Annotated in this window: 21 protein-coding genes; 8 read left to right on the top strand and 13 right to left on the bottom strand. The window is 69.0% G+C overall.

All coding sequences use genetic code 11. From position 1 onward, the window contains the following. Positions 1-22: 22 nt before the first annotated feature. The 3 genes from MSPGM_RS16005 to MSPGM_RS15995 all read right to left on the bottom strand — a co-directional run bounded on the left by MSPGM_RS16005 (position 23) and on the right by MSPGM_RS15995 (position 1945). Positions 23-544: a GNAT family N-acetyltransferase gene (locus MSPGM_RS16005; RefSeq protein ID WP_003602882.1), complete on the bottom strand. Its 522-nt coding sequence runs from the start codon at positions 542-544 to the stop codon at positions 23-25. Then, entirely contained in the window at positions 541-1221 is a 681-nt protein-coding gene (tsaB, locus tag MSPGM_RS16000) for a tRNA (adenosine(37)-N6)-threonylcarbamoyltransferase complex dimerization subunit type 1 TsaB (RefSeq protein ID WP_003602881.1), read from the bottom strand. The genes MSPGM_RS16005 and tsaB overlap by 4 nt, the downstream gene beginning before the upstream one ends. A gap of 157 nt (positions 1222-1378) precedes the next feature. After that, a complete protein-coding gene (locus MSPGM_RS15995) occupies positions 1379-1945 on the bottom strand; it encodes a NifU family protein (RefSeq protein ID WP_003602880.1) in 567 nt (188 codons plus the stop codon). Positions 1946-2148: 203 nt separating this feature from the next. Here MSPGM_RS15995 and rpoZ point away from each other — a divergent pair, with 203 nt between their 5' ends. From rpoZ to MSPGM_RS15970, 5 genes are all read left to right on the top strand, one after another. Further along, positions 2149-2559 carry a DNA-directed RNA polymerase subunit omega gene (gene rpoZ, locus MSPGM_RS15990; protein ID WP_003602879.1) on the top strand — a complete coding sequence of 137 codons (411 nt, stop codon included), beginning with the start codon at positions 2149-2151 and terminating at the stop codon, positions 2557-2559. A gap of 371 nt (positions 2560-2930) precedes the next feature. Further along, positions 2931-5162: a RelA/SpoT family protein gene (locus tag MSPGM_RS15985; protein ID WP_003602878.1), complete on the top strand. Its 2232-nt coding sequence runs from the start codon at positions 2931-2933 to the stop codon at positions 5160-5162. Between the two features lie 114 nt (positions 5163-5276). Next, positions 5277-5624, top strand: coding sequence for a hypothetical protein (locus MSPGM_RS15980; protein ID WP_003602877.1), 348 nt, complete (start codon positions 5277-5279; stop codon positions 5622-5624). Positions 5625-5839: 215 nt separating this feature from the next. Then, on the top strand, positions 5840-6430 hold the full coding sequence (gene pyrE / locus MSPGM_RS15975; RefSeq protein ID WP_003602876.1) for an orotate phosphoribosyltransferase: 591 nt from the start codon (positions 5840-5842) through the stop codon (positions 6428-6430). Positions 6431-6929: 499 nt separating this feature from the next. Next, complete coding sequence (locus tag MSPGM_RS15970) at positions 6930-7586, top strand: NYN domain-containing protein (protein ID WP_003602875.1); 657 nt, start codon at positions 6930-6932, stop codon at positions 7584-7586. Positions 7587-7805: 219 nt separating this feature from the next. Here MSPGM_RS15970 and smpB read toward each other — a convergent pair whose 3' ends face one another. Continuing rightward, positions 7806-8279, bottom strand: a complete 474-nt coding sequence (gene smpB / locus MSPGM_RS15965; RefSeq protein WP_003602874.1) for an SsrA-binding protein SmpB — start codon at positions 8277-8279, stop codon at positions 7806-7808. A gap of 118 nt (positions 8280-8397) precedes the next feature. After that, positions 8398-9288 (bottom strand): 4-hydroxy-tetrahydrodipicolinate synthase, encoded by an 891-nt coding sequence (dapA, locus tag MSPGM_RS15960; protein ID WP_003602872.1) that lies wholly within the window; start codon positions 9286-9288, stop codon positions 8398-8400. 199 nt (positions 9289-9487) lie between these two features. Here dapA and MSPGM_RS15955 point away from each other — a divergent pair, with 199 nt between their 5' ends. After that, complete coding sequence (locus tag MSPGM_RS15955) at positions 9488-11812, top strand: lytic transglycosylase domain-containing protein (protein WP_261925707.1); 2325 nt, start codon at positions 9488-9490, stop codon at positions 11810-11812. A 23-nt stretch (positions 11813-11835) separates the two neighbouring features. Here MSPGM_RS15955 and MSPGM_RS15950 read toward each other — a convergent pair whose 3' ends face one another. Further along, positions 11836-12441: an HD domain-containing protein gene (locus MSPGM_RS15950; RefSeq protein WP_003601099.1), complete on the bottom strand. Its 606-nt coding sequence runs from the start codon at positions 12439-12441 to the stop codon at positions 11836-11838. Between the two features lie 140 nt (positions 12442-12581). Between MSPGM_RS15950 and MSPGM_RS15945 the strand changes: the two genes are divergently transcribed. Continuing rightward, complete coding sequence (locus MSPGM_RS15945) at positions 12582-13817, top strand: adenylate/guanylate cyclase domain-containing protein (protein ID WP_261925706.1); 1236 nt, start codon at positions 12582-12584, stop codon at positions 13815-13817. A 42-nt stretch (positions 13818-13859) separates the two neighbouring features. On the opposite strand, the gene MSPGM_RS15940 is transcribed toward MSPGM_RS15945, so the two are convergent. The 6 genes from MSPGM_RS15940 to MSPGM_RS15915 all read right to left on the bottom strand — a co-directional run bounded on the left by MSPGM_RS15940 (position 13860) and on the right by MSPGM_RS15915 (position 21191). Next, on the bottom strand, positions 13860-15869 hold the full coding sequence (locus MSPGM_RS15940; RefSeq protein WP_003601103.1) for a hypothetical protein: 2010 nt from the start codon (positions 15867-15869) through the stop codon (positions 13860-13862). 215 nt (positions 15870-16084) lie between these two features. Further along, positions 16085-17746: a porin gene (locus MSPGM_RS15935; protein ID WP_012254471.1), complete on the bottom strand. Its 1662-nt coding sequence runs from the start codon at positions 17744-17746 to the stop codon at positions 16085-16087. A gap of 326 nt (positions 17747-18072) precedes the next feature. Beyond that, entirely contained in the window at positions 18073-19896 is a 1824-nt protein-coding gene (locus tag MSPGM_RS15930; RefSeq protein WP_003601107.1) for an ABC-F family ATP-binding cassette domain-containing protein, read from the bottom strand. Positions 19897-20069: 173 nt separating this feature from the next. Further along, positions 20070-20291, bottom strand: a complete 222-nt coding sequence (locus tag MSPGM_RS15925; protein WP_003601109.1) for a hypothetical protein — start codon at positions 20289-20291, stop codon at positions 20070-20072. A gap of 107 nt (positions 20292-20398) precedes the next feature. Continuing rightward, positions 20399-20716 carry a polyhydroxyalkanoic acid system family protein gene (locus MSPGM_RS15920; RefSeq protein WP_003601110.1) on the bottom strand — a complete coding sequence of 106 codons (318 nt, stop codon included), beginning with the start codon at positions 20714-20716 and terminating at the stop codon, positions 20399-20401. A 127-nt stretch (positions 20717-20843) separates the two neighbouring features. Continuing rightward, positions 20844-21191, bottom strand: a complete 348-nt coding sequence (locus tag MSPGM_RS15915; protein WP_003601112.1) for a septal ring lytic transglycosylase RlpA family protein — start codon at positions 21189-21191, stop codon at positions 20844-20846. A 429-nt stretch (positions 21192-21620) separates the two neighbouring features. On the opposite strand from MSPGM_RS15915, the gene MSPGM_RS15910 reads away from it, so the two are divergent. Next, positions 21621-22817, top strand: coding sequence for a site-specific DNA-methyltransferase (locus MSPGM_RS15910; RefSeq protein WP_003601114.1), 1197 nt, complete (start codon positions 21621-21623; stop codon positions 22815-22817). Positions 22818-22880: 63 nt separating this feature from the next. On the opposite strand, the gene mutY is transcribed toward MSPGM_RS15910, so the two are convergent. After that, positions 22881-24095 carry an A/G-specific adenine glycosylase gene (gene mutY / locus MSPGM_RS15905; protein ID WP_012753259.1) on the bottom strand — a complete coding sequence of 405 codons (1215 nt, stop codon included), beginning with the start codon at positions 24093-24095 and terminating at the stop codon, positions 22881-22883. Positions 24096-24201 lie beyond the last annotated feature (106 nt).

Raw genomic sequence — 24201 nt, 5'->3', positions numbered from 1 at the left:
GCGGATGCGCTCCCGCAAAGCCTCACGACAGCGTCGCGCTCATGGTCAAAGCCGTGGCGCGGCTGCCGTCCGGCAGCGGGTAGTAGCCCTTGCGCTCGCCGACCTTGAGGAAGCCATGGCGGGTGTAGAGCTTCAGGGCCGGCGTGTTGCCCTCGTCCACTTCGAGATGGACTGTGCGGATGCCGGCATAGGCCAGCGCATTCAGGTGCTCGCGCAGGAGCCGGTGGCTGTGGCCGCCGCCGCGAGCGGAGGGCGCCAGAACGATGGTGAGGATTTCCGCCTCGTCTACGGCCTTGCGCGACAGCACGAAGCCCAGCAGCGCGTTGCCCCGGCGCAGGGCATGCGCCTCGATCGAGCGCTCGCACAGCATCCGCTCGAATTCGTGAGCCGCCCAGGGGCGGGCGAAGGCGGTGGCGTGCAGCTTTTCCAGGTCGGACGCCTGACCGGCGTCCCGCAGCGGCGCGACGTAGGGCACGGAGCCCCAGGCGTCCCACCATGCGGACCACCAATCGAGCGGCCAGAACGGGGAGACGGTCCGCGTCATGCCCTTGCGAGCCTCGCATGATGCTGCGGCTGGGCGTCGGGCCCGCGCAGGTAAAGGGGGCGCGGCAGCGCCTGGTCCGGATCGGCGACGAGCCCGAGCGAGGCGACCCAGGCGATCTGTGGCGCGCCGGTCTCGGCGACCTCGACGGCGATGCCGGCGGAAGCGGCCGCTGCCGCGAGCGCGGGAGCGCCGGAGCCGGTGAGGATCGCCCGTCGCTTACCGAGCAGGGTCACCGCCTCCTCCAAAGCGATGTGCCGGGGCGGAATCACCGTGCCTTCCGTCACGCTCATGGCCTGGAGGTAGATAGCACCGTGGCGCGCATCGATCGCGGCGACCACCGTATCGTCGCCGTTGAGGGCGAGTTGCGGCGCGAGCAGAGCGGACAAGGTGGTCACGCCCACCACCGGAAGGCCGGCGGCGAGCCCGATGGCGCGGGCGGCGGAGAGGCCGACGCGCAAGCCGGTATAGCTGCCGGGCCCGACCGTGACCGCGACCCGGTCGAGACCCTCGAAGCCGCCCTCGACCCGGGCCATGACCCGCTCGATCAGCGGCAGCAGCGCTTCGGCATGGCCGCGCACGAGCGGCATCGACTCCTCGGCGAGCAGGTCGTCGCTGTCGTCGGTGGCCACGCAGGCAGCGCAGGCTTCGAGCGCCGTATCGATGGCAAGGATCCGCAAACGTCGATTCCATCCGGCGGCGGGCCTCGAGCGCCCGCCCTCCGGCTCTTCTTAGGACGAAACCGCCCTCCCCGTCAGCGCATCCGCGACCGGACTCCCCAAGGAAGCGGTGCGGTGTTGCGCCGATGTCAGGGAAAACGGGCGGCGGGGCCGCCGATCAGATCGCCTGCACTTCCCGCACCGAGGGGAGGAAGTGGCGGAACAGGTTCTGCACGCCCTGGCGCAGGGTCGCGGTGGAGGACGGACAGCCCGAGCAGGCGCCCTTCATCTCGAGGTAGACGATGCCGTCGCGGTAGCCGCGGAAGGTGATGTCGCCGCCGTCGCCCGCCACCGCCGGGCGCACGCGGGTCTCCAGCAGATCCTTGATGGTGACCACGGTGTCGTGGTCGGCCTCGTCGTAGAACTCCTCCGTCTCGTCCTCGGCAAGCGCCGTACCCTCGGCCAGCACCGGGCGGCCGGACTGGAAGTGGTCCATGATCGCGCCGAGCACGGCGGGCTTCACCTGCGGCCACTCATTGACGCCGTCGGCCTTGGTGACGGAGATGAAGTCGTGCCCGAAATAGACGCCCGAGACGCCGGGCACCGCGAACAGGGCGGTGGCGAGCGGCGAGCGCTCGGCGCTCGCGGTGTCGCGGGCCTCGAAGGTCCCGTCGGTGAGCACGACCCGGCCGGGCAGGAACTTGAGCGTGGCGGGGTTCGGCGTGGCTTCGGTCTGAATGAACATGTGAAGAATCCTCGGGTCCGCTGGCGCCGGTTCAAGGCCGGCCGGGATCGGTGCCGGGTTCGACCGGCGCCGCTTTCCATGTGGACCGACAGGGACGGATTCTCAACCGCTCCCGCGACTTGTTGGACAGCGATAACCGGTGTAGGAAGCCCGTTCATCACGCATATCGTTCGTATCCGCGCCTGAGGAAGGAGCCGCCTCGCATGGCTCGCGTCACCGTCGAAGACTGCATCGAGAAGGTCGAGAACCGCTTCGAGCTGGTCCTGCTCGCCAGCCACCGGGCGCGCCTGCTCGCCGCCGGCGCCCCGCTGACCGTGGAGCGCGACCGCGACAAGAACCCCGTCGTGGCCCTTCGCGAGATCGGCGACGAGACCATCACGGCGGAGGATCTCAAGGAGCAGCTCATCCACTCGATGCAGAAATACGTCGAGGTGGACGAGCCCGAGGCCGAGACCGTGCCGCTCCTGTCGAGCTCGCCTGCCGCTGCCGCGGTGGCGCCGCAGTCCTCCTCGGACGACAAGAATGTGCAGTTCGACTTCATGAGCGAGGAGGATCTCCTCCGCGGTCTCGAGAACCTCGCACCGCCGACCGAGACCGACGACGAGGGCGAGTAAGCTCTTTTCGCGCTCCGCCTGACGATCCACGCCCGCCCTCGGTCCCCGAGCGGCGGGCGTTCGCGTATTTCGGTCCCTCTCCGCAGCGTCGTCTCGGAAGCCGGTCGCCAGGTTTCGGGGCGGCGCCCCATCCTGGCGTCCATGCGAGGGAGGCGGAGCCGTCGCGCTTTCGCCGCGACGCCATGGGTCTGGGCAAATGCGCGCCGATGCAGGAAGGTGTCGGACGAGCGACCGCGTCCGTCCGGGCCGGGCCCCCTTGAGAGTGCCGCACGAAACGCCCGACCGCCGATCCTCGCCCCTCTGAGGCACGGCGGCGCGGCGGGCGTCTTGTGAGCGACACCGAGCAGATCGAGAGCAGGATCCTTCGGCGGATGATGCGCCAGTACGAACTCGTCGAGCGGGTCAAGCGCTACAATCCCGCTGCGAACGAGGCGCTTCTCAACCGCGCCTACGTCTACGCCATGCGGGCGCACGGCACGCAGAAGCGCGCCTCCGGCGATCCGTTCTTTGCCCATCCGCTCGAAGTCGCGGCGATCCTCACCGACCTGCGCCTCGACGACGCGACCATCGTCGCGGCCGTCCTGCACGACACCGTCGAGGACACTGCCGCCACGCTCGACGAGATCCGCGAGATCTTCGGGCCTGAGATCGGCGCGCTAGTGGACGGGCTGACCAAGCTCAAGCGCCTCGACCTCGTCTCGAAGCGGGCGGTGCAGGGCGAGAACTTCCGCAAGCTGCTCCTAGCGGTGGCCGAGGACGTGCGAGTGCTTCTGGTGAAGCTCGCCGATCGCCTGCACAACATGCGCACGCTCCACTTCATGCGCGACGACAAGCGGGCACGGATCGCCGAGGAGACCCTCGACATCTACGCGCCGCTCGCCGGCCGCATGGGCATGCAGGAGCTGCGCGACGAGCTGGAAGACCTCTCGTTCCGCACGCTGAAGCCCGAAGTCTACGCCACCATCACCAAGCGGCTCGAAGACCTCTCGGCCAAGTCCGGCAGCGTGATCGAGAGCATCGAGCACGACCTCACCGCCCGGCTCGCCGCGCGCGGCATCGCCGCTCACGTGAAAGGGCGGCTGAAGAAGCCGTTCTCGATCTGGTCGAAGATGGAGCGCAAGTCGGTCGCCTTCGAGCAGCTCTCCGACATCGTCGGCTTCCGCGTGATCGTCGGCACCCTGGCCGAGTGCTACGCAGCGCTCGGCGTGGTGCATACGAGCTGGCCGATGGTGCCGGGCCGCTACAAGGACTACGTCTCGACGCCGAAGCAGAACGATTACCGCTCGATCCACACCACGGTGATCGGGCCGAAGCGCCAGCGCGTCGAGCTTCAGATCCGCACCGCCGAGATGGACGAGATCGCCGAGTACGGCATCGCGGCCCACGCCCATTACAAAGAGGCCGGCAAGGAGGGCGTGGAGGGCGAGGTCCACCCCCGGCTCGCCACCGAGAGCGGCGCCTACCAATGGCTGCGCCGCACCATCGAGCTTCTGGCCGAGGGCGATTCGCCGGAAGAGTTCCTGGAGCACACCAAGCTGGAGCTGTTCCAGGATCAGGTGTTCTGCTTCACGCCCAAGGGCCGCCTGATCGCCCTGCCGCGGGGCGCCACGCCGATCGACTTCGCCTACGCGGTGCATACCGATGTCGGCAACACGGCGGTCGGCGCCAAGATCAACGGACGGCTCGCGCCCCTGCTGCACGAACTCGCCAATGGCGACGAGGTCGAGATCGCCCGCTCCGACGGCGCCTCGCCGCCGGCCGCGTGGGAATCGCTCGTCGTCACCGGCAAGGCGCGCTCGGCGATCCGGCGGGCGACCCGCGCCGCCGTGCGGCGCCAATATGCCGGCCTCGGGCGCCAGATCCTCGATCGGGCCTTCGAGCGGGCCGGCAAGAGCTTCTCCGAGGAGAAGCTGCGCGGCGCGCTGCCCCGGCTCGCCCGCGCGAGCACCGAGGACGTGTTCGCCGCCGTCGGGCGCGGCGAGATGTTCTCCGGCGACGTGGTGAAGGCCGTCTATCCCGATTTCAAGGAGGAGCGGCGCGCGGGGGCGAGCGGCGGTCCGGCGGCCAACGGCGCGGCGGGGCGCCTCACCCGCTCCAAGGATCAGACCATGCGGCTGACCTTCTCGGGCGAGGCCGAGGCGGCCTCGGCCTTGGCCAGCATCCCGATTCGCGGGCTCGCCGGCGACCTGCCGGTGAGCTTTGCCCCCAACGGCGGCGCCCTGCCGGGGGATCGCATCGTCGGCATCCTCACGCCCGGCGTCGGCGTGACGATCTATCCGATCCAGTCCGCCGCGCTTGCCGCCTTCGACAACGAGCCCGAGCGCTGGCTCGACGTGCGCTGGGACGTAGAGGGCTCGCAGGAGCGCTTCCCCGCCAAGCTCGCGCTCGAATCGATCAACGAGCCCGGTACGCTGGCGCAGATCGCCCAGGTCATCGCCGAGCATGACGGCAACATCGACAATGTTTCGATGAAGCGGCGCACGCAGGACTTCACCGATATTTCGATCGATCTCTCGGTGCCGGATCTGAAGCACCTCACCGCCATCGTCGCGGACTTGCGCGGCAAGCGCTCGGTGAGCCGCGTCGAGCGGGTGAACGGCTGACGGTCGGTCGCTGTCGGCGCCGCGTGCCGGAACCGATGCCGGGACACGTCATTCCGTCATCGGATCGGTCTATGGACGGCTGGGCCTGCGACGCGCTTTTCCGGAGCGACCCCCATGAAGCTTTCCCTGGTCACCGCCGTCATCTTTGCAGCTTGCATCCCGCTTGCTGAAGAGGCGGGCGCGCAGGATCTGCAGCCCGGCATGCGGACGATGCTCCAGCGGGGCGGCGCCGAGGGTCTGCCGCTCGTCCCCGTCCATCCCGACGATCTGGACGACAGCAAGCTGCAGCCGGGTATGCGCACGATGATCCAGCGCGGCGGAAGCGAGGGCGTGCAGCTCGGCGCGCTGCTGCCCCGCGCCTATGATCCCTATGATGGGCCGGACTATGACCTGTCCTATCCCCCGCCCGCCTACGAGGCCCGTCCTGATCGGCGCCGGGAGCCGCTTCGCGTGCGGAACTAGCGTTTCGGGGCTGCGTCACTGAGGGGAATGGCGGTTCGGCGACGCACGGCGCTGTCCGACGAAGCCCGATCCTGCCCGTCGAGTCGTCATCGTCCGAAGACCGGCAGCCGTCGTCGCGGTTGATGCGCTCCCGGTTGATGCGTTTGGCCTTCGGCTTGCGCCCTGCCTGCGCCGCTGCAAGAAGCAGCGGAACACGGTTTGGCGAGCAGGTGATCATGACGCCGGAAGAAGTTCTCGAAGAGTTCCGTTCCGCAGGGGCCCTGCTGCAGGGACACTTCATCCTCAGTTCCGGCCTGCGCTCGCCCACCTTCCTGCAGAAGATGACGATCTTCTCCGATCCCGCGCGCACCGAGCGGCTGTGCCGGGCGCTGGCCGAGGTTATCACGGCTCGCTTCGGCCGGATCGACATCGTGGTCTCTCCGGCCATCGGCGGCATCATCCCGGGCTACGAGACCGCCCGCCATCTCGGCGCCAAGGCGATCTTCGTCGAGCGCGACCCCGGCGGTCCCTTCACCCTGCGCCGCGGCTTCTCGATCCCCGCCGGCACCCGTGCCGTCATCGTCGAGGACATCGTGACGACGGGCCTCTCGGCCCGGGAATGCCTTGCCTCGCTGAAGGCTGAAGAGGGCGAGGTGGTGGGTGCCGCCTGCCTGATCGACCGTTCGGGCGGACGCGGCGCGATCGGCCTCCCGCTGCTGTCCCTGGTTACGCTCGACATCCCGACTTACGCGCCGGACGCTCTGCCCGCTGAGCTGGCCGCCATCCCCCCGGTCAAGCCGGGCAGCCGGGCCTTGCCGAAGCCCTGACAAGGCGCGGGACGGGCGCTGGTTCGGCTGCGAAGTTTCCGCGCCGGCAGCCCATGTCAATTCCCTCTCCGCGGCAACTTCAGGTATGTAAATACTGCGGCCGATCCCTGTTTACGCCGTGTCGCAACCGCTAGTGCGAAAATTATCGCGCAGAATACGCTCTGGGTTGCGTCAAAATCATCTTCGTTTGGATTTGGCGCGGGCGGCCTTAACTCTTTCTGGCGCTTGACAGGGATTGCCGGCTCGGCCACCACAAGGGGAATTCGGGCCGGACTCTGCTACGCTGTTCCGAGTCCTGCGCCTTTCAGACACCGCAATCTTGTTGGCCGGATTACGCTCTTCCGAACGGAAAGCGTGTCTCGGCATACAGGAATTGCTATGCGTCGAGAGTGCAGGGATGCTGGACTTCGGCAGCGCATTGAATCCACGGTTTCATGTACTGCATTCATGTCTGAATTTCTGGAAACAAACTTTTTATCTCAAGCACACGGACCTATCGATGAGTGATAAGCAACGTACCGCGGTTTTTATCGACGGTGCAAATCTGTATGCGACCACGAAGGCGCTCGGTTTCGATATCGACTACAAGCGACTGCTCAAGGATTTTCAGAGCCGCGATAATCTCATTCGCGCTTTCTATTATACGGCAATGATTGAGGATCAGGAGTATTCCTCGATCCGCCCGCTGATCGATTGGCTCGACTATAATGGCTACCGGGTCGTCACCAAGCCGGTGAAGGAGTTCACCGACTCCGCCGGGCGCCGCAAGATCAAGGGCAACATGGATATCGAGCTCGCCATCGACGCGCTCGAACTGGCTCCGCACATCGACCACATGGTGCTGTTCTCCGGCGACGGTGATTTCCGCTCGCTCGTGGAGGCGATCCAGCGCCGCGGCGTTCGTGTCTCCGTCGTCTCCACCATCCAGACCCAGCCGGCGATGATCGCCGACGACCTGCGGCGTCAGGCGGACGAGTTCATCGATCTCGCCCATCTTGCGAGCCGGATCGGCCGTGACCCGAGCGAGCGCACCGCCCGCGCGCCCGGCGACGGCCCCCGCCGCGACTTCGCCGAGCGCGCGCCCCGCCCCAATCCCGGTCTCGAGAGCCGCTACGGCATCCGCCCCGGCGCGACCGACGAGGAAGCGGAAGGCTGAGCTGAGCCTTGGTGCTCGGATCGCGGTGACGGGCGAAGACCCGTCGCCGTCGATTGCGAGGCTGCGCCGAACGCATCCGGCGCCCTGCCCTCTCCAGAGAAGACGCGCTCCGGATCGCTTCGTCTTGCGGTGATGGCGCAGCGCGTCGGGCTAAGTTGAGGGCATCGCTGAACGGACGGGGCCGGCTATGTCCCGGCGCCGAAACGTCGAGGGCCGGCCTCAGCCCTTGTCGCGCATCAGGCGAGCCTTGTCGCGATCCCAGTCGCGCTGCTTGACGCTCTCGCGCTTGTCGTGGAGCTGCTTGCCCTTGCCGAGGCCCAGCTCGACCTTCGCCCGGCCCTTGTCGTTGAAGTAGATCTTCAACGGAATCACCGTGTAGCCCTGGCGCTGGGTGGCGCCGATCAGCTTGTTGATCTGGCGGCGGTGCAGCAGCAGGCGGCGGGGCCGCTTGGTGTCGTGGTTGAAGCGGTTCGCCTCCAGATATTCCGGGATATAGGCATTGAACAGCATCAGGTCGTTGCCGGACGGTCCGGCATAGGACTCACCGATCGTCGCCTTGCCGCCGCGCAGCGATTTCACCTCGGTGCCGGTCAGCGCGATGCCGGCCTCGAGCGTGTCCTCGATCGCGTAGTGGTAGCGGGCGGAGCGGTTGTCGGCGACGACGCGCCGGCCGGGATCGGGTTTGGGTGCCATTCGTCTTCAGGTTCGTGATCGGGCGCAGTCCACCGGTTGGGGATTGCCACCGATATGGGGACCGCCACGTTCTCCGGCGAGGCTTCCCGCCGGATCTTCTCGGATCAATCCGACGGCGTCAGATCAGGCCGGCATGGGCGAGCGCGGCATCGACCGCCCGGCGGCAGCCCTCGGTCGCCGGCACCAGAGGCAGGCGCACCTCCTCCGACATCAGCCCGAGGCGCGAGAGAGCGTATTTCGCCGGCACCGGGTTCGATTCGTAGAACATCTGCACGTGCAGCGGCATCAGCCGGTCCTGGATCTTCAGGGCCTTGGCGTAATCGCCCGCCAGCGTCGCTTCCTGAAGATCGGCGCAGAGCCGGGGTGCGACATTCGAGACCACCGAGATACAGCCGACCCCGCCATGGGCATTGAAGCCGAGCGCCGTCGCATCTTCGCCAGAAAGCTGGATGAAGTCTTCTCCCAAAGCCTGTCGTTGGAGGCTGACACGGTCGATCTTGGCCGTGGCATCCTTCACGCCGGCGATGTTCTTCAGTTCGAACAGCCGCTTCATGGTGTCGACGCTCATGTCGACCACGGACCGGCCGGGGATATTGTAGATGATGATCGGGATGCCGACGGCGTCGTTCACCGCCTTGAAGTGGGCGTACATCCCCTCCTGCGTCGGCTTGTTGTAGTAGGGCGTGACGGTGAGCACCGCATCCGCGCCGACGCTCTCGGCATGACGCGCCCGCGCGACGGCCTCCCGCGTCGAGTTCGAGCCGGCGCCCGCGATCACCGGCACCCGGCCGGCGGTCTCGGCGACGCAGACCTCGACCACGCGGTCGTGCTCGGTGTGGCTCAGCGTCGGGCTCTCGCCGGTCGTACCGGTCGGCACCAGGGCGTGGGTGCCCTGATCGATCTGCCAGTTCACGAATTTCCGGAAGGCCGACTCGTCGAACTCGCCGTCGCGGAACGGGGTCGCGAGCGCGGTCATCGAGCCGCGAAGGCGGGCGTGGGTATCGGTCATCCTGGCGTTCCCGGCCGTTCTTCTTGCCTGTTTTCTGGCGTGCCCCGGTGGCTGCGGCCGCGTACGGGCCGCGCTTGGGACGCGCGAGACATAGGCCCTCCCCCGTCCGCGCGCAAACGCTTCGCTTGCGCAGTTAATGCCATCTTAACGGACCGAGGCCCAGCTTAAGGCTTGGCCTCCGGTCGGGGTGTCTCAGATCATGGCGTTGCCCACACGCTCCCTGCCTCTGCTCCTCGGCCTGTTGCTGTCCGGCACGGCCGTGCTGCCACAGCGCGGCGGGGCCATCGAACTCCGCAACCCGCAGCCGGCCTCTGCCCCCGCCGCCCCCGCGAGAAACGCCACCGCGCCCGCCGGGCAGCCGAGCGACGGCCAGGGCCCCGCCTCGGATCCCGTCGCGGCGGACGCGCTGCGCCTCGATCCGAGTTCCGGCGAGGCCGCCTCCGACAAGCCGCTGCCCGCCGCGGCGTCCTCTTACGCCTCCACCGAATCGGATGGCCCTGTGGCCTTCCCGCTGCCCGATGCGGCCGTGTCGCCGGCCGCCCCCTCCCCTGAGGTACCGGACTTAGGCCGGCCGGTCGCCTTCGGCGAGACCGATCTCGGCCAACTCCGTGAGACGATCGACCTCTACCGCAAGGGCAAGGTCTCCGACGGCGACCGGCTCGCCGCAGGCTTCTCCGATCCGGCGGCGCGGGCGCTGCTCGAATGGGTTGCGATCCGCGCGGGCGCCGGCGTCAGCTTCGAGCGGGTCGTCGCCTTCTCACGCGCCAATCCCGATTGGCCGGCGGGGCCCCTGCTGCGCCGCCGGGCCGAGGAGCGGCTGCTCACGGAGAAGAAGAGCCCTGCGATCGTGCGCGCCTATTTCGCGAGCGCCAAGCCCGCGAGCGCGCCGGGCAAGTTCGCCCTGGCCCTGGCTCTGCGCGCCGACGGGCTCGACGCGGATGCCGCCGAACTCGTGCATGACCTGTGGCGCGAGGAGAGCTTCGGGCGCAGCCTTGAGGCCAAGGTCACCGAAGCCTTCCCCGGCGTGCTCACGGTGATCGACCACCGCTACCGGATGGAGCGCGCCCTCCTGAAGGAGGATTGGGCCACCGCCGCGCGCGCCGCCGACTATGCCGGCGGCTCTTATGCCAGCCTCGTGCGCGCCCGCCGGGCGGTGCAGGGCAAGGCCGGGGCGGCGGCCGCGCTCGCGGCGGTGCCGCCGTCGTTGCGCAACGATTCGTCCTACCTGCTCTCGCGCGCCCAGTATTTCCGCCGCGCCGACAAGGCGCCGGAGGCGGCCAAGGTGCTGCTCGCCGCGCCGACCAACCCGGAGGTGCTCGCCGACGGTGATACGTGGTGGGTCGAGCGCCGGATCGTCGCCCGCAAGCTGATGGATGCGGGCGAGACCAAGTCCGCCTACGCCGTGGCCGCCGCGCATTCCGCCCGCACCTCCGAGAAGCGGATCGAGGCCGAGTTCCATGCCGGCTGGATCGCGCTCCGCTTCATGGCCGACCCCGCGGCGGCTGAGCGGCACTTCGCGCAAGCCGCGAGTGTCGCCGAGACGCCGATCTCGCTGGCGCGTGCCGCCTATTGGCAGGGCCGCGCGGCGGAAGCCGCGGGCAAGATCATCGAGTCGAAGGGTTTCTACGAGCGCGCCGCGCTCCAGCCGATCGCCTATTACGGACAGCTCGCCCGCGCCCGGCTCGGCCAGCACAGCCTGCCCCTGCGCCGCGCCGCCGAGCTGAGCCCGACGGCGCGCGCCGCCTTCGACGACCGGCTCTTCATGCGCGGCTTGAAGCTTCTGGCCGCCGCCCAGATGAAGGACTTGGCGCTGCCGCTCTACATCGACGCCGCCCGCTCGCTGACCGAGGAGGCGCAAGTCAACGCGCTCGGCGAGACGGCGGTGGAGATGCGCGACGCGCGGGCGCTGGTCTCCATCGGCAAGCTCGCCACGCAGCGGGGGCTGGCACTGGACACCCATGCCTACCCGACCATCGGCATCCCGAATTACGAGACCTTCACCGCGGTGCCGCAGGTCGAGCGGGCCATGGTCTTCGCCATCGCCCGGCAGGAGAGCCAGTTCGATCCCCGCGCCCAATCCGGCGTCGGCGCGCGGGGGCTGATGCAGATGATGCCGGCCACCGCCCAGCGCACGGCCAAGCGCGTCTCGACGTCCTACGAAACGGATCGGCTGACCAGCGATCCCGCCTACAATGCGCGGCTGGGCCAAGCCCATCTCGGCGAGCTGATGGAGGACTGGAAGGGCTCCTACATCCTCGCTTTCGCCTCCTACAACGCGGGCGGCGGCAACGTGAAGAAATGGGTCGATGCCTACGGCGACCCACGCCGGCCGGATGTCGATCCGATCGACTGGGTCGAGCGCATCCCCTTCACCGAGACGCGCAACTACGTGCAGCGGGTGATGGAGAACCTGCAAGTCTACCGCAACCGCCTCGACGGCAAGAGCGCGCTGATGATCGAGCGCGACCTCGCCCGCGGCGCCCGCACCGCCGTCAGCGCCGAGGCGCAGCCGGTCACGCCGTAGTGGCGTGACCCTGGTAGTGCCGGTCACGCCGTTGTGGCGTGCCTCTGGTAGTGACTGCGGACCAGCGCCTCCACGAAGGGCCAGAGACCGGGGATACCGCGCTCGATCACCGGTTGGTATCGCGCCATCACCTGCGCCTCGGTGAGGCCGTTCTCGGCCCAGGTGCCGCCCTCGGTCAGCGTGTTGAGCAGCAGCGGCTGGAGCCGATCAAGCGCCTTGGCGAACCGGGCCTCCGCCGTCTCGCTCGCCTCGAATTCCCGCCATAGCGCGGCGAAGCGGTCCCGCTGCGGCTCCGGCAGGAGCCCGAAGATCCGCGCGGCCGCAGCCTCCTCGACCAGCGCTAAAGCGGCGGCGTCGTAGGCGCCATGGATCGGCACATCGCCGGCATCGACCTCGACGATGTCGTGCACCAGCAGCATCGCGACGACGCGGTTCAGGTCGAGGCCGGGCGCGCGATCGCCGAGAACGAGCGCGAACATCGCCAAGTGCCACGAATGCTCGGCCGAGTTCTCGCGCCGACGCTCGCCGATGGTGCGGTTCTGGCGCAGCACGGCCTTGAGCCCATCGATCTCCGCGAGAAACGCGAATCGGCGCGCGAGGGCGGAAGCGTCGTCGGTCACGTCGTCCATGTCGTTGGTCCCGGCATCTGCCAGCACGGTTGAAGGGTTCGGAACGCCCGAGCAAGGCGGCTATGCGGTCGATTTCCCACAGACATCGCCTGCCCGGTGCTTTTGGATCGCCGCCGGGGCGCCGATAGAGTGGGTCCGCCATGGCCATCACGGACCCGATCTCAGCCTCTGACCTCCGCGGGATCGAAGCCCACCTAATCGCGCGCGCGACCGCGTCGGACGAGGCGGAGGCCATCATCGCGGAGTTCTGCGAAGCGCTGGTTGCGGCCGGTCTCCCGCTCTGGCGCCTCAGCCTCGCGGTGCCGGTGATCGATCCCCTGTTCCGCGGGGTGAGCGTCGCGTGGCGGCGTGGGCAAGGCATGGCGGTGTTTCCGACCGTGCACGGGCCGGAGGGCGAGGACACGTTCTTGCGCAGCCCCGTCGGCTGGCTGCGGGCGAACGACCTCTCCTTCGTGCGCTGGCGCCTCGACCAATCGAACGGCTGTCCCGATCTCCCGCTTCTCGATGCGTTGAGGCAGGCGGGCGGGACCGATTACCTGCTCCATGCCGCGGCCTTCGCACCCGGCAGCGCCATGGAGGGTGTCGGCATCTCGTTTGCCACCGACCGGCCCGGCGGCTTCTCGCAAGCGGAGCAGGCGGTAGTCGCCGGACTCGTGCCGGTGATCGCCCTGGTTACGGCCAAGCTCAGCCTGTCGCACGCGATTCGCGAGATGCTCGACACCTATCTGGGCCCGGCGACGGGGGCGCGGGTGCTCGCGGGCGAGATGCGGCGCGGGCAGAGCACGGTGGTCCACGCCGCGATCCTGCTCGCCGACCTGCGCGGCTTCACGGCGGTGGCGGACCGTGACGATCCGCTGAAGGTGGTGGGCTGGCTCGACGAGCATTTCGATGCGCTCGGCGAGCCCGTGCAGCGCCATGGCGGCGAGATCTCGAAATTTCTCGGCGACGGCTTTCTCGCCGTCTTCCCCGTCGCCGAGCCGGACGCCCTCACCTGCCCGGCCTGTACGGGGGCGCTCGATGCGGCGCGCGAGGCGCTGGCGCGCAACGACCGGCTGAACGCGTCCCGCCGCCAGGATGGGCTGCCGCCCCTGGAGGCAGACATCGTGCTGCATTACGGGCGCGTCGTCTCCGGCAATGTCGGCACCGACCGGCGCCTCGACTTCACGGTGATCGGCCGGGCGGTCAACGAGGCGAGCCGGATCGAGCGGCTCTGCGACGGGTTGGAGCGCTCGCTGCTCCTCTCCGACGCCTTCGCTCGGCGTTGCGGGGCCTCGCTCGTTCCGGTCGGCGAGTTCGCCCTGCGCGGCGTCGGGCGCAAGCAGCGGATCTGGGGGTTGGCCCCGGAGGCGCCCGGTCCGTCGGAGGGGGTAGCGTGAGGCGGAGCGCTCGAGCCCGCCCGGAGCGAGGCGACGGGCAGGTCACGAGCGCAGGCTGAGGCCGATTCCCTGGCGGTCGGAGAGCGGTGCGACGCCCGTCGGCGCGGCGGCGCGTTCCAGCGGCACACCGGCCTTCTGGAGGTAGTCCACCACCGCGAGCGCCCGTGCCCGCGCGAGGTCGGCGCCGGCATCCGCCCGCTCGGCCTCGGTCTTCTCGGGCTTCGGTTCGGACTTCGCCTCGGGCTTTGGTTCGGATTTGGACGCGTCCTGCTTCGTCTCGGCCTTGGCCTTGCTGCCCTTGTTGGCCTTCGCGTCCTTCTTCGGGTCCGCCTTGGTGGGCTTGGGTGCCGTCTCCTTCGCGGCCTCGTCGGCGACCGGGTCGGCCTGGGTCTCGGGCTTCACGCCCGCCGGGTCGAGATGACCCACCACCTCGATCCGCTCCGCCGGACAGGCCCGTGCCAGCGCCGCCACCGCGTCGAGCACCGGGTAGAACTCGGGCGCCAGCGCCGTGCTCCCTGGGGCAAAGCGCAGGGTATGCCCGGCGGTGCGCTCGGCGAGGCGCTGTCCGCACGGGCCCAAATCGGCCGTCGCCGAGGGGGCCGCGTCCGAGGTGACGGCGACCGTGGCGTTCCAGCCCGCCGGCATCGCCTTCGGCAGGGATTGAGCGAGGCGGGCGGCGCTCTCGGGATAGAGGCTGGTGCCGGTCAGGCGCAGGCTGGTGCCGGTGATCGTCAGTTCGCCGCTCGCCAGCGTCGAGAGCGGATCGACCGCCGCTGCAACGGCCGCGCCCAGAGCGGCCGGCGCACCCTCGGCCAGCCGCGTGCGATCCTGGATCGATTCGCGGAAGAAACGCGGGTTGAGCCGGGCGAGCAGCGCCTCCCGCGTCGCCCGATCCGGCAGATGGCCGCTCACCGTGACGCTGTCGCTGCCGCGGCGGATGCGCAGGACGTAGGGGACGATGGGACGGGCGGAGAGTGCCACACGGCCCGCGGCGATTCCGAGGGGCCGGGCGTCGCGCATCAGCGTCTGCGCCTCGGCGACCGCGCCGGCATCCAGCGCATTGCCCTCGACCGAGACCGCCTCGCCCTCGAAGCTGACGCGCCCCTCGTGCAGGAGCCCCGCGAGCTGGAACACGAAGCGCGCCAGGGCCGGGCCGTCGATGCCCGGCGGCAGGCCGCGTGCGTCGCGCAGGCGATCATCGACGGCTGCGCCCTCCGCGGCCTCTGCGGCGGCGGCCCGGATCTCTTCGCGGGCGCTTTCCGAGGCGACGTGGCCGTTCAGTTCGAGGCTGCCGTCCGGGCGGCGGGAGACACCGAACCGGAAGTCGCCGACGACCGGCGGCGTGATCTCGATCGTGCCGAGGGTGTAGCCCTGCGGCGGGGTTGCCAGCGCCGTGCGCAGGGCATCGTAGGCGGCCAGACTCGCCGCTTCGCCGCGAATCGAGATGACGGTGTCGTTGAGCGTGGCGACGGCGCCGGTGGTGAGATCCTGAAGTCGCTCCACGGCGAAGGCCGCGGCATCGGGGAAGTCGCGCGGTGCGCCCCGTGCGGCCCGGGCGTTGTCGTTCAAGGTGGCGTCACGCGGCAGGGCCGGCTTCAGGCGCTGAGCTAGTTCGAAGGCGCCGACCTCGGCCGGGCGGCTGCCGGTGGCCTCGACGCGGCCGGCGGCGGGGCGCTCCACCGACCAGACGAAGGGGGAGACTTCCTCGACCACGCCGGTCCGGTCGGTAAGGCGGCGGACGCCGTCGATGGCGGCGAGCCGGCCGACGGCTGCCTCGCGCTGGGACGCCTCCGGCGCTTCGCCCGTCGCGGTCAGGTCGCGGCCCGTCACCGAGACCCGCAGCCAGGGCTCGGGCTGCCCCTCTCCTGTCGCGGCGGCGATCGCCGTCGCCTCTCGCTCGAGGCGTTCCGTGACGCGCAGCATGCCGAAATAAGCCGCTGCGGCGATCACGGCGAGAAGCGGAAGGCCGGCGATCCAGCCGGCCCGAATCAGGCGAGACCGGAGCGTGCGGCCGTGCGGCGGTACTTGCGAAGGCAACGAAGGCGTGGACATGGGCTCGACCTCCTCGGCGGCCGGCGATGATGGCCAGAAGACAGGCCCATCGGGGCGCTTTGAAGGCCGTGCCCGTCGCGCACGCCGACGGCAGTGATTCGCACGGCCCGTGGGTCCGACCCGTCCCAGGCCAACAAAAAACCCCGGCCGCGAGGCCGGGGTCTGGAAGGTGTTCGTCGTGTCCAGCCCCCCGCGCGGGCGGGGGGCGGTTCGGCTTAGAAGTCGCGCTGCACGCGGAAGCGGGCCTGGAACACGTCTTCGCTGCTGACCGTGCGGGTCGGGATGTTGTTCACGAAGCCGCCCTTGTCGCTGTCGGAGACGCGACCGTTCTTGACGCCCGTTTTGATGTACTGGCCCTCGACGCCGATATCGAGATCCTTGACCGGCGACCAGATCAGGCTCGCGCCGGTGACGACCTGATAGGTGTCACGCAGGGCGGGGCTGAGGCTGTAGCCGACGGCGTTGGTGAGGTAGGACGGCGGCGCCACGGTCGAGGCCGCGCCGACCACCGAGTTCGCCTGGCTGACCGCCTGGCGGGCGCCCTGCGAGAACCAGATCTCACCGTAGCTGGCGTAGAAGGCCGAACGCCATTCCGGCGACCAGTAGTGGAGGTAGGACGCCACCGCCGTGAAGCTGTTGGACAGCTCGATGCGGCCGGTCAGCGGGTTGACGATCGCGTCGGAGAGATACTGGTTGAACGGGTTGCCCGCGTAGACCGAGGCGTTGCTCAGGTAGCCGGCGGTGAAGCGGTTGATGCCGGTGTAGAACGAAGCACCCTCGCCGTAGGCGCCCTGGAGGTAGAGGCCGTCGCCGGGGGCGATGAAGGGCAGGTTGAACTTCATACCGCCCTGGATCGCCCAGCCGTACTCCGTCTGCGCGCCGGCGTTGATGCCGCGCGCCGCCAGAGCCGCTGCCGTGTTGCCGGCCAGCGCGGCGCCCGTGCCGGGAACGCCGATCGACGAGCCAGCGATGAAGCCGCCGGTGTTGATGTCCTTGACGGCGGCCGAGAGCTGAGCCGAGCCCCAGGCGGCGTCGTAGCGCAGCGAGCCGACGAAATCGGGCAGGCGCGAGCGCTGGACGGCGTCGATGAAGGCCACGGCGGTGGCGTTACCGGCGGCGTTGGTGCCGAGGATGATCGGGGTCGGGGCCGTGGTGAACACGTTGTTCAGACCAGCCTGACCGGGAACGAGGGCCGTGCTGCCGGCCGCGTCGGAGTAGAGCGGGTTCTTGCGGTAGTTCGGGTCTTCCATCGACAGCGTCACCGACCAGCCCTCACCGAACTTTTGGGTGTAGGCGAGCAGGTTGGTGGACGGCAGGTCGGAACCCAGCGACGAGCCGATGATCTCGAAGTCGTGGGCGTAGAAGTCGAAGAACGAGGAGGCGCGACCGGCGGTCAGGCCGGCGAACTGCACGAACGCCTTGTCGACGTTGATGAAGTTCTGAACGCGGCCGAGCTGGTCCTGGCCGGTGCCGGAGAAGGCGTAGGCGCCGCGCAGGTTCGTGCCGGAGGAATACTTCGTGTTGCCGGTACGGCTCGCGGCGTCGAGGCGCAGGAAGGCGCGCAGGGTGCCGTAGCCGGTCTGGGTGCGGGCATCGAAGTTGAAGCGGGCAAGGCCCGTGAAGCCCGAGATATCGCCGCCGCCGGGGACGTTGCGATTGTCGGTGCCGATATAGCCGTACTCGGCGCGGGCGCGGCCGGAGACACGCAGGCAGGTATCGGTGCCAGGAATGTAGAAGAAGCCGGCGCCGTAAGCGGTGCAGACGCGGACGTACTCGATCGGAACGGCCTTCTTCACCGGCAGGTCGGCGGCCTGAGCCCCACCCACGACGGCCAGCCCCGCTGCCGATCCAAGGAGAAGGCTCTTCACGAGCTTCATGGTATACCCTCCAGAAGTTTCGAGACCCACGGGATCGGACTTCTGTTTTGGCCGGGCGCCCACCATTCCGTGGTCGTTCCGGCTTGTCCTTTTTCCCTTGGAGCTTGGCCCTTCCCTTCCGGGTTATCGGCCAAGCCGCAGCGGGGTTATCCCGTCCGCAGCGGCACCATGAGCGAGCGTGGCCTTACGGGCAACAGAGATGACTGTCTTGGAGCTGACACAAAGCTGCTTCGCTGCACTCTGTTGCAGCATCGCAACTTAATCCCCGTCCGCTAGCAAAAGTTTTCCACGAATCGAGGCATCGTAGAAGGTCCGTCGAGGGATGGTCAGCCGCTTTGTGCTTCGCGCTGCATCTCCAGCGTCAGCCAGCGTTCCTCGGCCGCGGCCAGTTCGGCTTCGGCCGCACCGAGCATGGCGGTCGCCTTCTGAAAGCGGCTGGGATCGCGGCTATACAAGCCGGGATCGGACAGAACCTCGCGCAGTTTGGCGATTCCCGTTTCCAACTCGGCCATGCGGACGGGCAGGGTCTTCAGCTCGTGCTGCTCCTTGAAGCCGAGCTTGTTGCGCGCCGGAGCAGCCTCCGCCCGCGTCGCCTTCTCCCGCGGCTCGGCCCGTTCGCGGGCGGGCTTCTCCCGCCCGTCGCTGCGGGCCTCCACGCCGCGCCCGCGCTGGGACAGCATGTCGGAATAGCCGCCGGCATACTCGACCCAGCGCCCCTCCCCCTCGCTGACCAGCACGGTCCCGGCCACCCGATCGAGGAAGTCGCGGTCGTGGCTCACCAGAATCAGAGTACCGGCATAGTCGCCGAGCATCTCCTGGAGGAGGTCCAGGGTTTCTAGGTCGAGGTCGTTGGTGGGTTCGTCGAGAACGAGGAGGTTGGAGGGCTGGGCGAGCGCTCGGGCGATCAGCAGCCGGTTGCGCTCGCCGCCCGAAAGCACGCTCACGGGCGTGCGCGCCTGTTCGGGCGCGAACAGGAAGTCCTTGAGGTAGCCGATGACGTGGCGGCTGCGCCCGCCCACCGTGACGCTGTCGCCGCTTCCGCCGGTCAGCACCTCCGTGACGGTCGCGCTCCCCTCCAGCACGGCACGGGCCTGATCGAGATGGACCATGTTGAGGCTGGTGCCGAGGCGCATCTCGCCCGAATCGGGCGCGAGCGCGCCGGTCAGCAGGTTGATCAGCGTGGTCTTGCCCGCCCCGTTCGGGCCGACGATGCCGAGCCGGTCGCCGCGCAGGACGCGCAGAGACAGGTCGTGGACGATTCGGCGCTCGCCGTAGGACTTCGAGACGTGCCTGGCTTCGGCGATGAGCGTGCCGGAGGCTTCGCCCTCGCTCGCCGTCAGCACCGCCTGCCCCACCGGGCGGCGGTGGTCCCGGCTCTGCTTGCGCAGGGTCTGCAGGTCGGAGAGGCGACGCACGTTGCGCTTGCGCCGGGCGGTCACGCCGTAGCGCAGCCAGTGTTCCTCGTCGGCGATCTTGCGATCGAGCTTGTGCTTGTCGCGCTCCTCCTCCTCGAAGAAGGCGTCGCGCCACGCCTCGAAGCTCGAGAAGCCCTGCTCGATTCGGCGGGTCACGCCGCGGTCGAGCCAGATGGTGGAGCGCGACAGGGCCGAAAGAAAGCGGCGGTCGTGGCTGATGATGACGAGGGCCGAGCGCGTGCGCTTCAGCTCGGATTCCAGCCACTCGATCGCCGGGAGGTCGAGATGGTTGGTGGGCTCATCGAGCAGCAGGATGTCGGGCTCGGGCGCGAGTGCCTGGGCGAGCGCGGTCCGGCGCGCCTCGCCGCCTGACAGGCGCTGGGGGTTCTCCGTGCCGTCGAGACTCAGACTCTCCAAGAGATAACGGGCGCGGTGCGCGTCGTCGCCCGGCGCGAGGCCGGATTCCGCGAAGGCCAGCGTTGTCTCGAAGCCGGAAAAGTCCGGCTCCTGCGCGAGGTAGCGGATGGTGGTGCCGGGCTGCACGAAGCGCACGGCGCGATCCGGCTCGACCAAGCCTGCGGCGATGCGCATCAGGGTCGACTTGCCCGAGCCGTTGCGGCCGACGAGGCAGGCGCGCTCGCCGGGCGCGATCGTCAACTCGGCGCGTTCGATCAGCGGGGTTCCGCCGAAGGTAAGCGCAACGTCTTGAAGGGTGAGAAGCGGGGGAGCGGCCATGCCGGGCTTATGGCAGCAGCCGCACTTCGGAACAACGCAAGTGGGCCGGGCCTTCAGGGCGATCGCCGGAAAGCGATGGCCCTGATTGTTTGCCGGCCCCGGTCGTCGGCGCCCGCCTCCGCCGATCCAGGCTTTCGCGTCGCGCGGAGCCGGCGCTGCTTCGGGTGAAGCGTTCAGGCGGTCGGGTTGGCCGGGCCGGTCGGGATCGAATCCGGCAGGCCGGGGCTCTCGACGGGAATCTCGGTCGGCGTGGTGCTGGGAGCCTCGGCGGGCGTTCCGCCGGGGATTTCAGGGCCGGGACCGGGCTCGGGGATCTGGGGCGAGTCGGGCGTTTCCGGTCCAGGCGTCTCGGGGCCGGGCACGGGAGTCTCCGGGATCGATCCGGGATTGGCCATAGGGGTCGAAGCCTCACTGGCGGCGGGCACCGTGCCGCCGTGTCACGCCAACGAGGCGTCGCCGGGCCGGTTCCCGTGGCCCGTTCCCCGCGACGTCCCGGCTCCGGCTACTTCTTGGTCAGGAGGAGCTTGTTGCCCTCCTTGCCGACGATCTTCTGGATCTTCTGGGCGAACATCGAGAGCAGCAGCGGCATGCGCACCTCGACGCGCACCACGTCCTGGCCGACATCGATCTGGCCGTCCACGGTCTGGGTCATGGCCGTGACCGAGTAGTCGAGCCGGTCGCCGGTCCAGGCCAGGGTGTTGATGGCGATGCCACTCTTGCCGAGCGCCTCGCGCACCCGGACGGTGCCCTCATCGATGCGCCGCCGGGCCTCGTCGCGGCCGAGTTCATGCGGAATCTCGACCACCATCGGCTTCGCCATCTCGGCTCCTCATCCCTTTGCAGCCCGGATCGAAAAGCGTTCCGGGCCTGCGCGTCATCGATTGAGACGAAGATGGGAAGGGGGCGGTTCCCCGGCAACGCCGGATGGAACGGAGGCGGTGTTCGCCTCAGCGCACCACGTTGAGCGAAACGTAGCTGACGCCCGACATGCCGATAGCGCGGGCCGAGCCGCGGGCCAGATCGATCACCCGGCCGCCGATGAACGGGCCGCGATCGTTGATGCGCACCACGACCGAGCGGCCGTTGGACTGGTTCGTGACGCGGACGCGGGTGCCGAAGGGCAGGCTACGGTGGGCGGCGGTGTAGCCGTTGGGGTTGAACCGCTCCCCATTGGCCGTCTTCTTGCCGCTTCCGTACCAGGAGGCCCGGCCACCCTGGGCCTGGGCGGGCAGCGCCGAGAGGGCGCCGATGACGGTGGCGAGGCAGACGGCAGCGGTCCGGATAGAAACCTTCATCGAGGATCGCATTCCCTTGTTTTTGCGACGTGTTGTGAGCGCCGCGGAAAATGAGCCCGATCCCGGCTAAAATAAGACGGGGATTTTGCGCCGCGGCATGAGCCAAGAATCAGACTATCGAGCGGGGTTTCGGGGTTTCGGGTCGCGGCAAGCATTGATTACTTGGCTCGACGCCTGCGCCCGGCCTCTCGATATCCACAAAACTTGTCGCGAAAGAATTCAGCGCCGCTCCGCCCGCGGCCGGGAAAGCCTTGACAAAGCTTCGGGCGCGCTTGCCCGAGCGGCAGCGCAGCCTTGCATTTGATGCATGGCGAAACCCGGCAAAAACTGCCGCCCCATATCGAGACGCAACCGTACGGCGACGGCAAACGCGACCTTTACCGTGATCGGGCCATGGTCCGGTTGTCAGTCGCGTAACCGGTGTTTGCCATGGCTTCCCCGCGTACCGCGGTCGTCGGCGCCACCGCCCGGAATCAAGTCTCGCGTACCGGGCGGATCGCGTCGGCGCCGCGGATGGGTCTTGCACCCTCCGTTCAGCGTCTTCCCAGCACCTTACCCCTCGACGAAATCCTGATCGGCGACTGTATCGCCGCGATGGATCGTCTGCCGGCGGAAAGCGTCGACTGTGTCTTCGCCGACCCGCCCTACAACCTCCAGCTCGGCGAGGCGGGATTGACTCGTCCCGACCAGAGCGTCGTCGATGCCGTCGACGACGACTGGGACAAGTTCTCCAGCTTTTCCGCCTATGACGACTTCACCCGCGCCTGGCTGAAGGCCGCGCGCCGCGTGATGAAGCCGAACGGCACGCTGTGGGTGATCGGTTCGTATCACAACATCTTCCGGGTCGGCAGCGCATTGCAGGATCTCGGTTACTGGATCCTGAACGACATCGTCTGGCGCAAGGCCAACCCGATGCCGAACTTCCGCGGCAAGCGCTTCACCAACGCGCATGAGACCCTGATCTGGGCCTCGCGCTCGCCGCAGGCGAAGTACACCTTCCATTACGATGCCCTGAAGGCCGGCAACGAAGACCTTCAGATGCGCTCGGACTGGTTCATCCCGCTCTGCACGGGCGAGGAGCGGCTGAAGGACGAGGCGGGCCGCAAGGTCCACCCGACCCAGAAGCCGGAAGCTCTCCTGGCCCGCACGCTGCTGGCGGCGACCAATCCCGGCGACGTGGTGCTCGACCCGTTCTTCGGCACCGGCACGACCGGCGCGGTGGCCAAGCGTCTCGGCCGCCACTTCATCGGCTGCGAGCGCGACCCGACTTACGCCACCGCGGCGCGGGCTCGGATCGACAGCATCGAGACGCTGTCGGCCGCCTCGCTGGCGCTCGCGACGCCGAAGCGGTCGGAGCCGCGCATCCCGTTCCTGAGCGTGGTCGAGGCGGGCCATGTCCGCCCCGGCGAGACGCTGACCGACGAGCGCCGCCGCTTCCGGGCGACGGTGCGGCCGGACGGCCAGCTCAGCGTCGGGCCGGCGATGGGCTCGATCCACAAGGTCGGCGCCCTGGTGCAGGGCCTGCCCGCCTGCAACGGCTGGACTTTCTGGCACGCCGAGCGCGGCGGAAAACTCGTCTGCATCGACGATTTTCGGACTGAGATGCGGGGCCAAGCCGGGGCGTAGCGCTCGTCGCGGTTTCGAAAGGACAAGTCCTTTCGCGGATGCAGGGCAGAGCCCTGCATCTTTTTATCGTGTCCGAACCGGCTTCGGTGCCTTCTTCACGATCCGCGCCAGATCCGAGGGCCGCGACGAGGCGAGCTTCGGGATCGGCCCACGCCGCGGCGGCGGCTCGGGTTCCGGGATCGTGGCGAGATCGGGTTCGCGGACCGGAACCGGCTTCGGCGCCACCACGGGCATCGGGCCGGTGAGCGCGTGGGCGAGCACCTTCTTCATCGCACCGGGTAGCGGCTCGGTCTCGAGCGCGTCGCGGGGGGTGAAGCGCATGCCCTCCGGCGGCTTCGTGTCCGCCGCGACGCGGGCGAGAAACACCGTCAGTTCGAGCGGGAAATGGGTGAAGCCGTGCTTCACCACGCCGGGCAGGCGCTTCCAGCGGGCATCGAGCGGCGCGTCGAGCAGGCCCTTGGCCGGATCGTAATCGGGCAGCCAATCGCTCGTCGGCGGTTCGGCCATGGCGCCGAGCAGGCCTTCGGGAGGCCGCGTGCGTAGCAGGACCGCCTCGTCGCCGGCCCGCAGCGCGACGAAGGCCGCGCCCCTTCGCAAGATCCCCTTCTCCTTCTTCACTTTACGCGGAAACGTCTCCTGCAAACCCTCGGCGCGGGCGCGGCAGGGCAGCATCCAGGGGCAGAGGGCGCAGGCCGGCCGCTTCGGGGTGCACAGCGTCGCGCCGAGATCCATTAGGGCCTGCGCGAAGTCGCCCGGCCGCCGGTCCGGCACCAGCGCCTGGGTGAACAGGCGGATCTGGGCGCGGGCAGTGGGAAGCGGCGTCTCGATGGCGTGCAGCCGGCTCATCACCCGCTCGACATTGCCATCGACCGCCGCCGCCGGCCGGTCGAAGGCGATCGCGGCGATGGCGCCGGCCGTATAGGCGCCGATGCCGGGCAACTTGCGCAGGCCGTCTTCGGTGTCGGGAAACCCGCCAGCGCTCGCGACCGATTTGGCGCAGGCATGCAGGTTGCGGGCGCGGGAATAGTAGCCGAGCCCGGCCCAGGCCGACATCACCGCCTCCTCCGGCGCGGCCGCGAGCGCCGCGACGTTGGGAAACAGCGTCAGGAATTTCACGAAATAGGGTTTGACTGCCGTGACGGTGGTCTGCTGCAGCATCACTTCCGAGAGCCAGACCCGGTAAGGGTCGGGCGTCTCACCCGGCAACGCCCGCCAAGGCAATGCCCGGCGGTGGCGGTCGTACCAAGTGAGGAGGTCGGCGGCCGAGGCGGCGGGCATGGCCCGTCCATAGCGGGAGCGCGGCTGCGAAAACAGCGCCTTGCCGAAATGTGACGCGGCGGCGTCCTCGCTCCCTCGTGCGGCGCTCCCGACTCCCGTGCCGGCC

Source organism: Methylorubrum sp. GM97 (assembly GCF_024347855.1).
GTDB classification, from domain to species: Bacteria; Pseudomonadota; Alphaproteobacteria; order Rhizobiales; family Beijerinckiaceae; genus Methylobacterium; species Methylobacterium extorquens.
Note: the sequence above shows the minus strand (reverse complement) of the source record. Positions and strands in the feature narration are given on the sequence as shown.

Coding starts and splice junctions, on each gene's coding strand:
- MSPGM_RS16005 (WP_003602882.1), bottom strand. CDS start 544: ATGACGCGGACCGTCTCCCCGTTCTGGCCGCTCGATTGGTGGTCCGCA.
- MSPGM_RS15995 (WP_003602880.1), bottom strand. CDS start 1,945: ATGTTCATTCAGACCGAAGCCACGCCGAACCCCGCCACGCTCAAGTTC.
- rpoZ (WP_003602879.1), top strand. CDS start 2,149: ATGGCTCGCGTCACCGTCGAAGACTGCATCGAGAAGGTCGAGAACCGC.
- MSPGM_RS15985 (WP_003602878.1), top strand. CDS start 2,931: ATGATGCGCCAGTACGAACTCGTCGAGCGGGTCAAGCGCTACAATCCC.
- MSPGM_RS15980 (WP_003602877.1), top strand. CDS start 5,277: ATGAAGCTTTCCCTGGTCACCGCCGTCATCTTTGCAGCTTGCATCCCG.
- pyrE (WP_003602876.1), top strand. CDS start 5,840: ATGACGCCGGAAGAAGTTCTCGAAGAGTTCCGTTCCGCAGGGGCCCTG.
- MSPGM_RS15970 (WP_003602875.1), top strand. CDS start 6,930: ATGAGTGATAAGCAACGTACCGCGGTTTTTATCGACGGTGCAAATCTG.
- smpB (WP_003602874.1), bottom strand. CDS start 8,279: ATGGCACCCAAACCCGATCCCGGCCGGCGCGTCGTCGCCGACAACCGC.
- dapA (WP_003602872.1), bottom strand. CDS start 9,288: ATGACCGATACCCACGCCCGCCTTCGCGGCTCGATGACCGCGCTCGCG.
- MSPGM_RS15955 (WP_261925707.1), top strand. CDS start 9,488: ATGGCGTTGCCCACACGCTCCCTGCCTCTGCTCCTCGGCCTGTTGCTG.
- MSPGM_RS15950 (WP_003601099.1), bottom strand. CDS start 12,441: ATGGACGACGTGACCGACGACGCTTCCGCCCTCGCGCGCCGATTCGCG.
- MSPGM_RS15945 (WP_261925706.1), top strand. CDS start 12,582: ATGGCCATCACGGACCCGATCTCAGCCTCTGACCTCCGCGGGATCGAA.
- MSPGM_RS15940 (WP_003601103.1), bottom strand. CDS start 15,869: ATGTCCACGCCTTCGTTGCCTTCGCAAGTACCGCCGCACGGCCGCACG.
- MSPGM_RS15935 (WP_012254471.1), bottom strand. CDS start 17,746: ATGAAGCTCGTGAAGAGCCTTCTCCTTGGATCGGCAGCGGGGCTGGCC.
- MSPGM_RS15930 (WP_003601107.1), bottom strand. CDS start 19,896: ATGGCCGCTCCCCCGCTTCTCACCCTTCAAGACGTTGCGCTTACCTTC.
- MSPGM_RS15925 (WP_003601109.1), bottom strand. CDS start 20,291: ATGGCCAATCCCGGATCGATCCCGGAGACTCCCGTGCCCGGCCCCGAG.
- MSPGM_RS15920 (WP_003601110.1), bottom strand. CDS start 20,716: ATGGCGAAGCCGATGGTGGTCGAGATTCCGCATGAACTCGGCCGCGAC.
- MSPGM_RS15915 (WP_003601112.1), bottom strand. CDS start 21,191: ATGAAGGTTTCTATCCGGACCGCTGCCGTCTGCCTCGCCACCGTCATC.
- MSPGM_RS15910 (WP_003601114.1), top strand. CDS start 21,621: ATGGCTTCCCCGCGTACCGCGGTCGTCGGCGCCACCGCCCGGAATCAA.
- mutY (WP_012753259.1), bottom strand. CDS start 24,095: ATGCCCGCCGCCTCGGCCGCCGACCTCCTCACTTGGTACGACCGCCAC.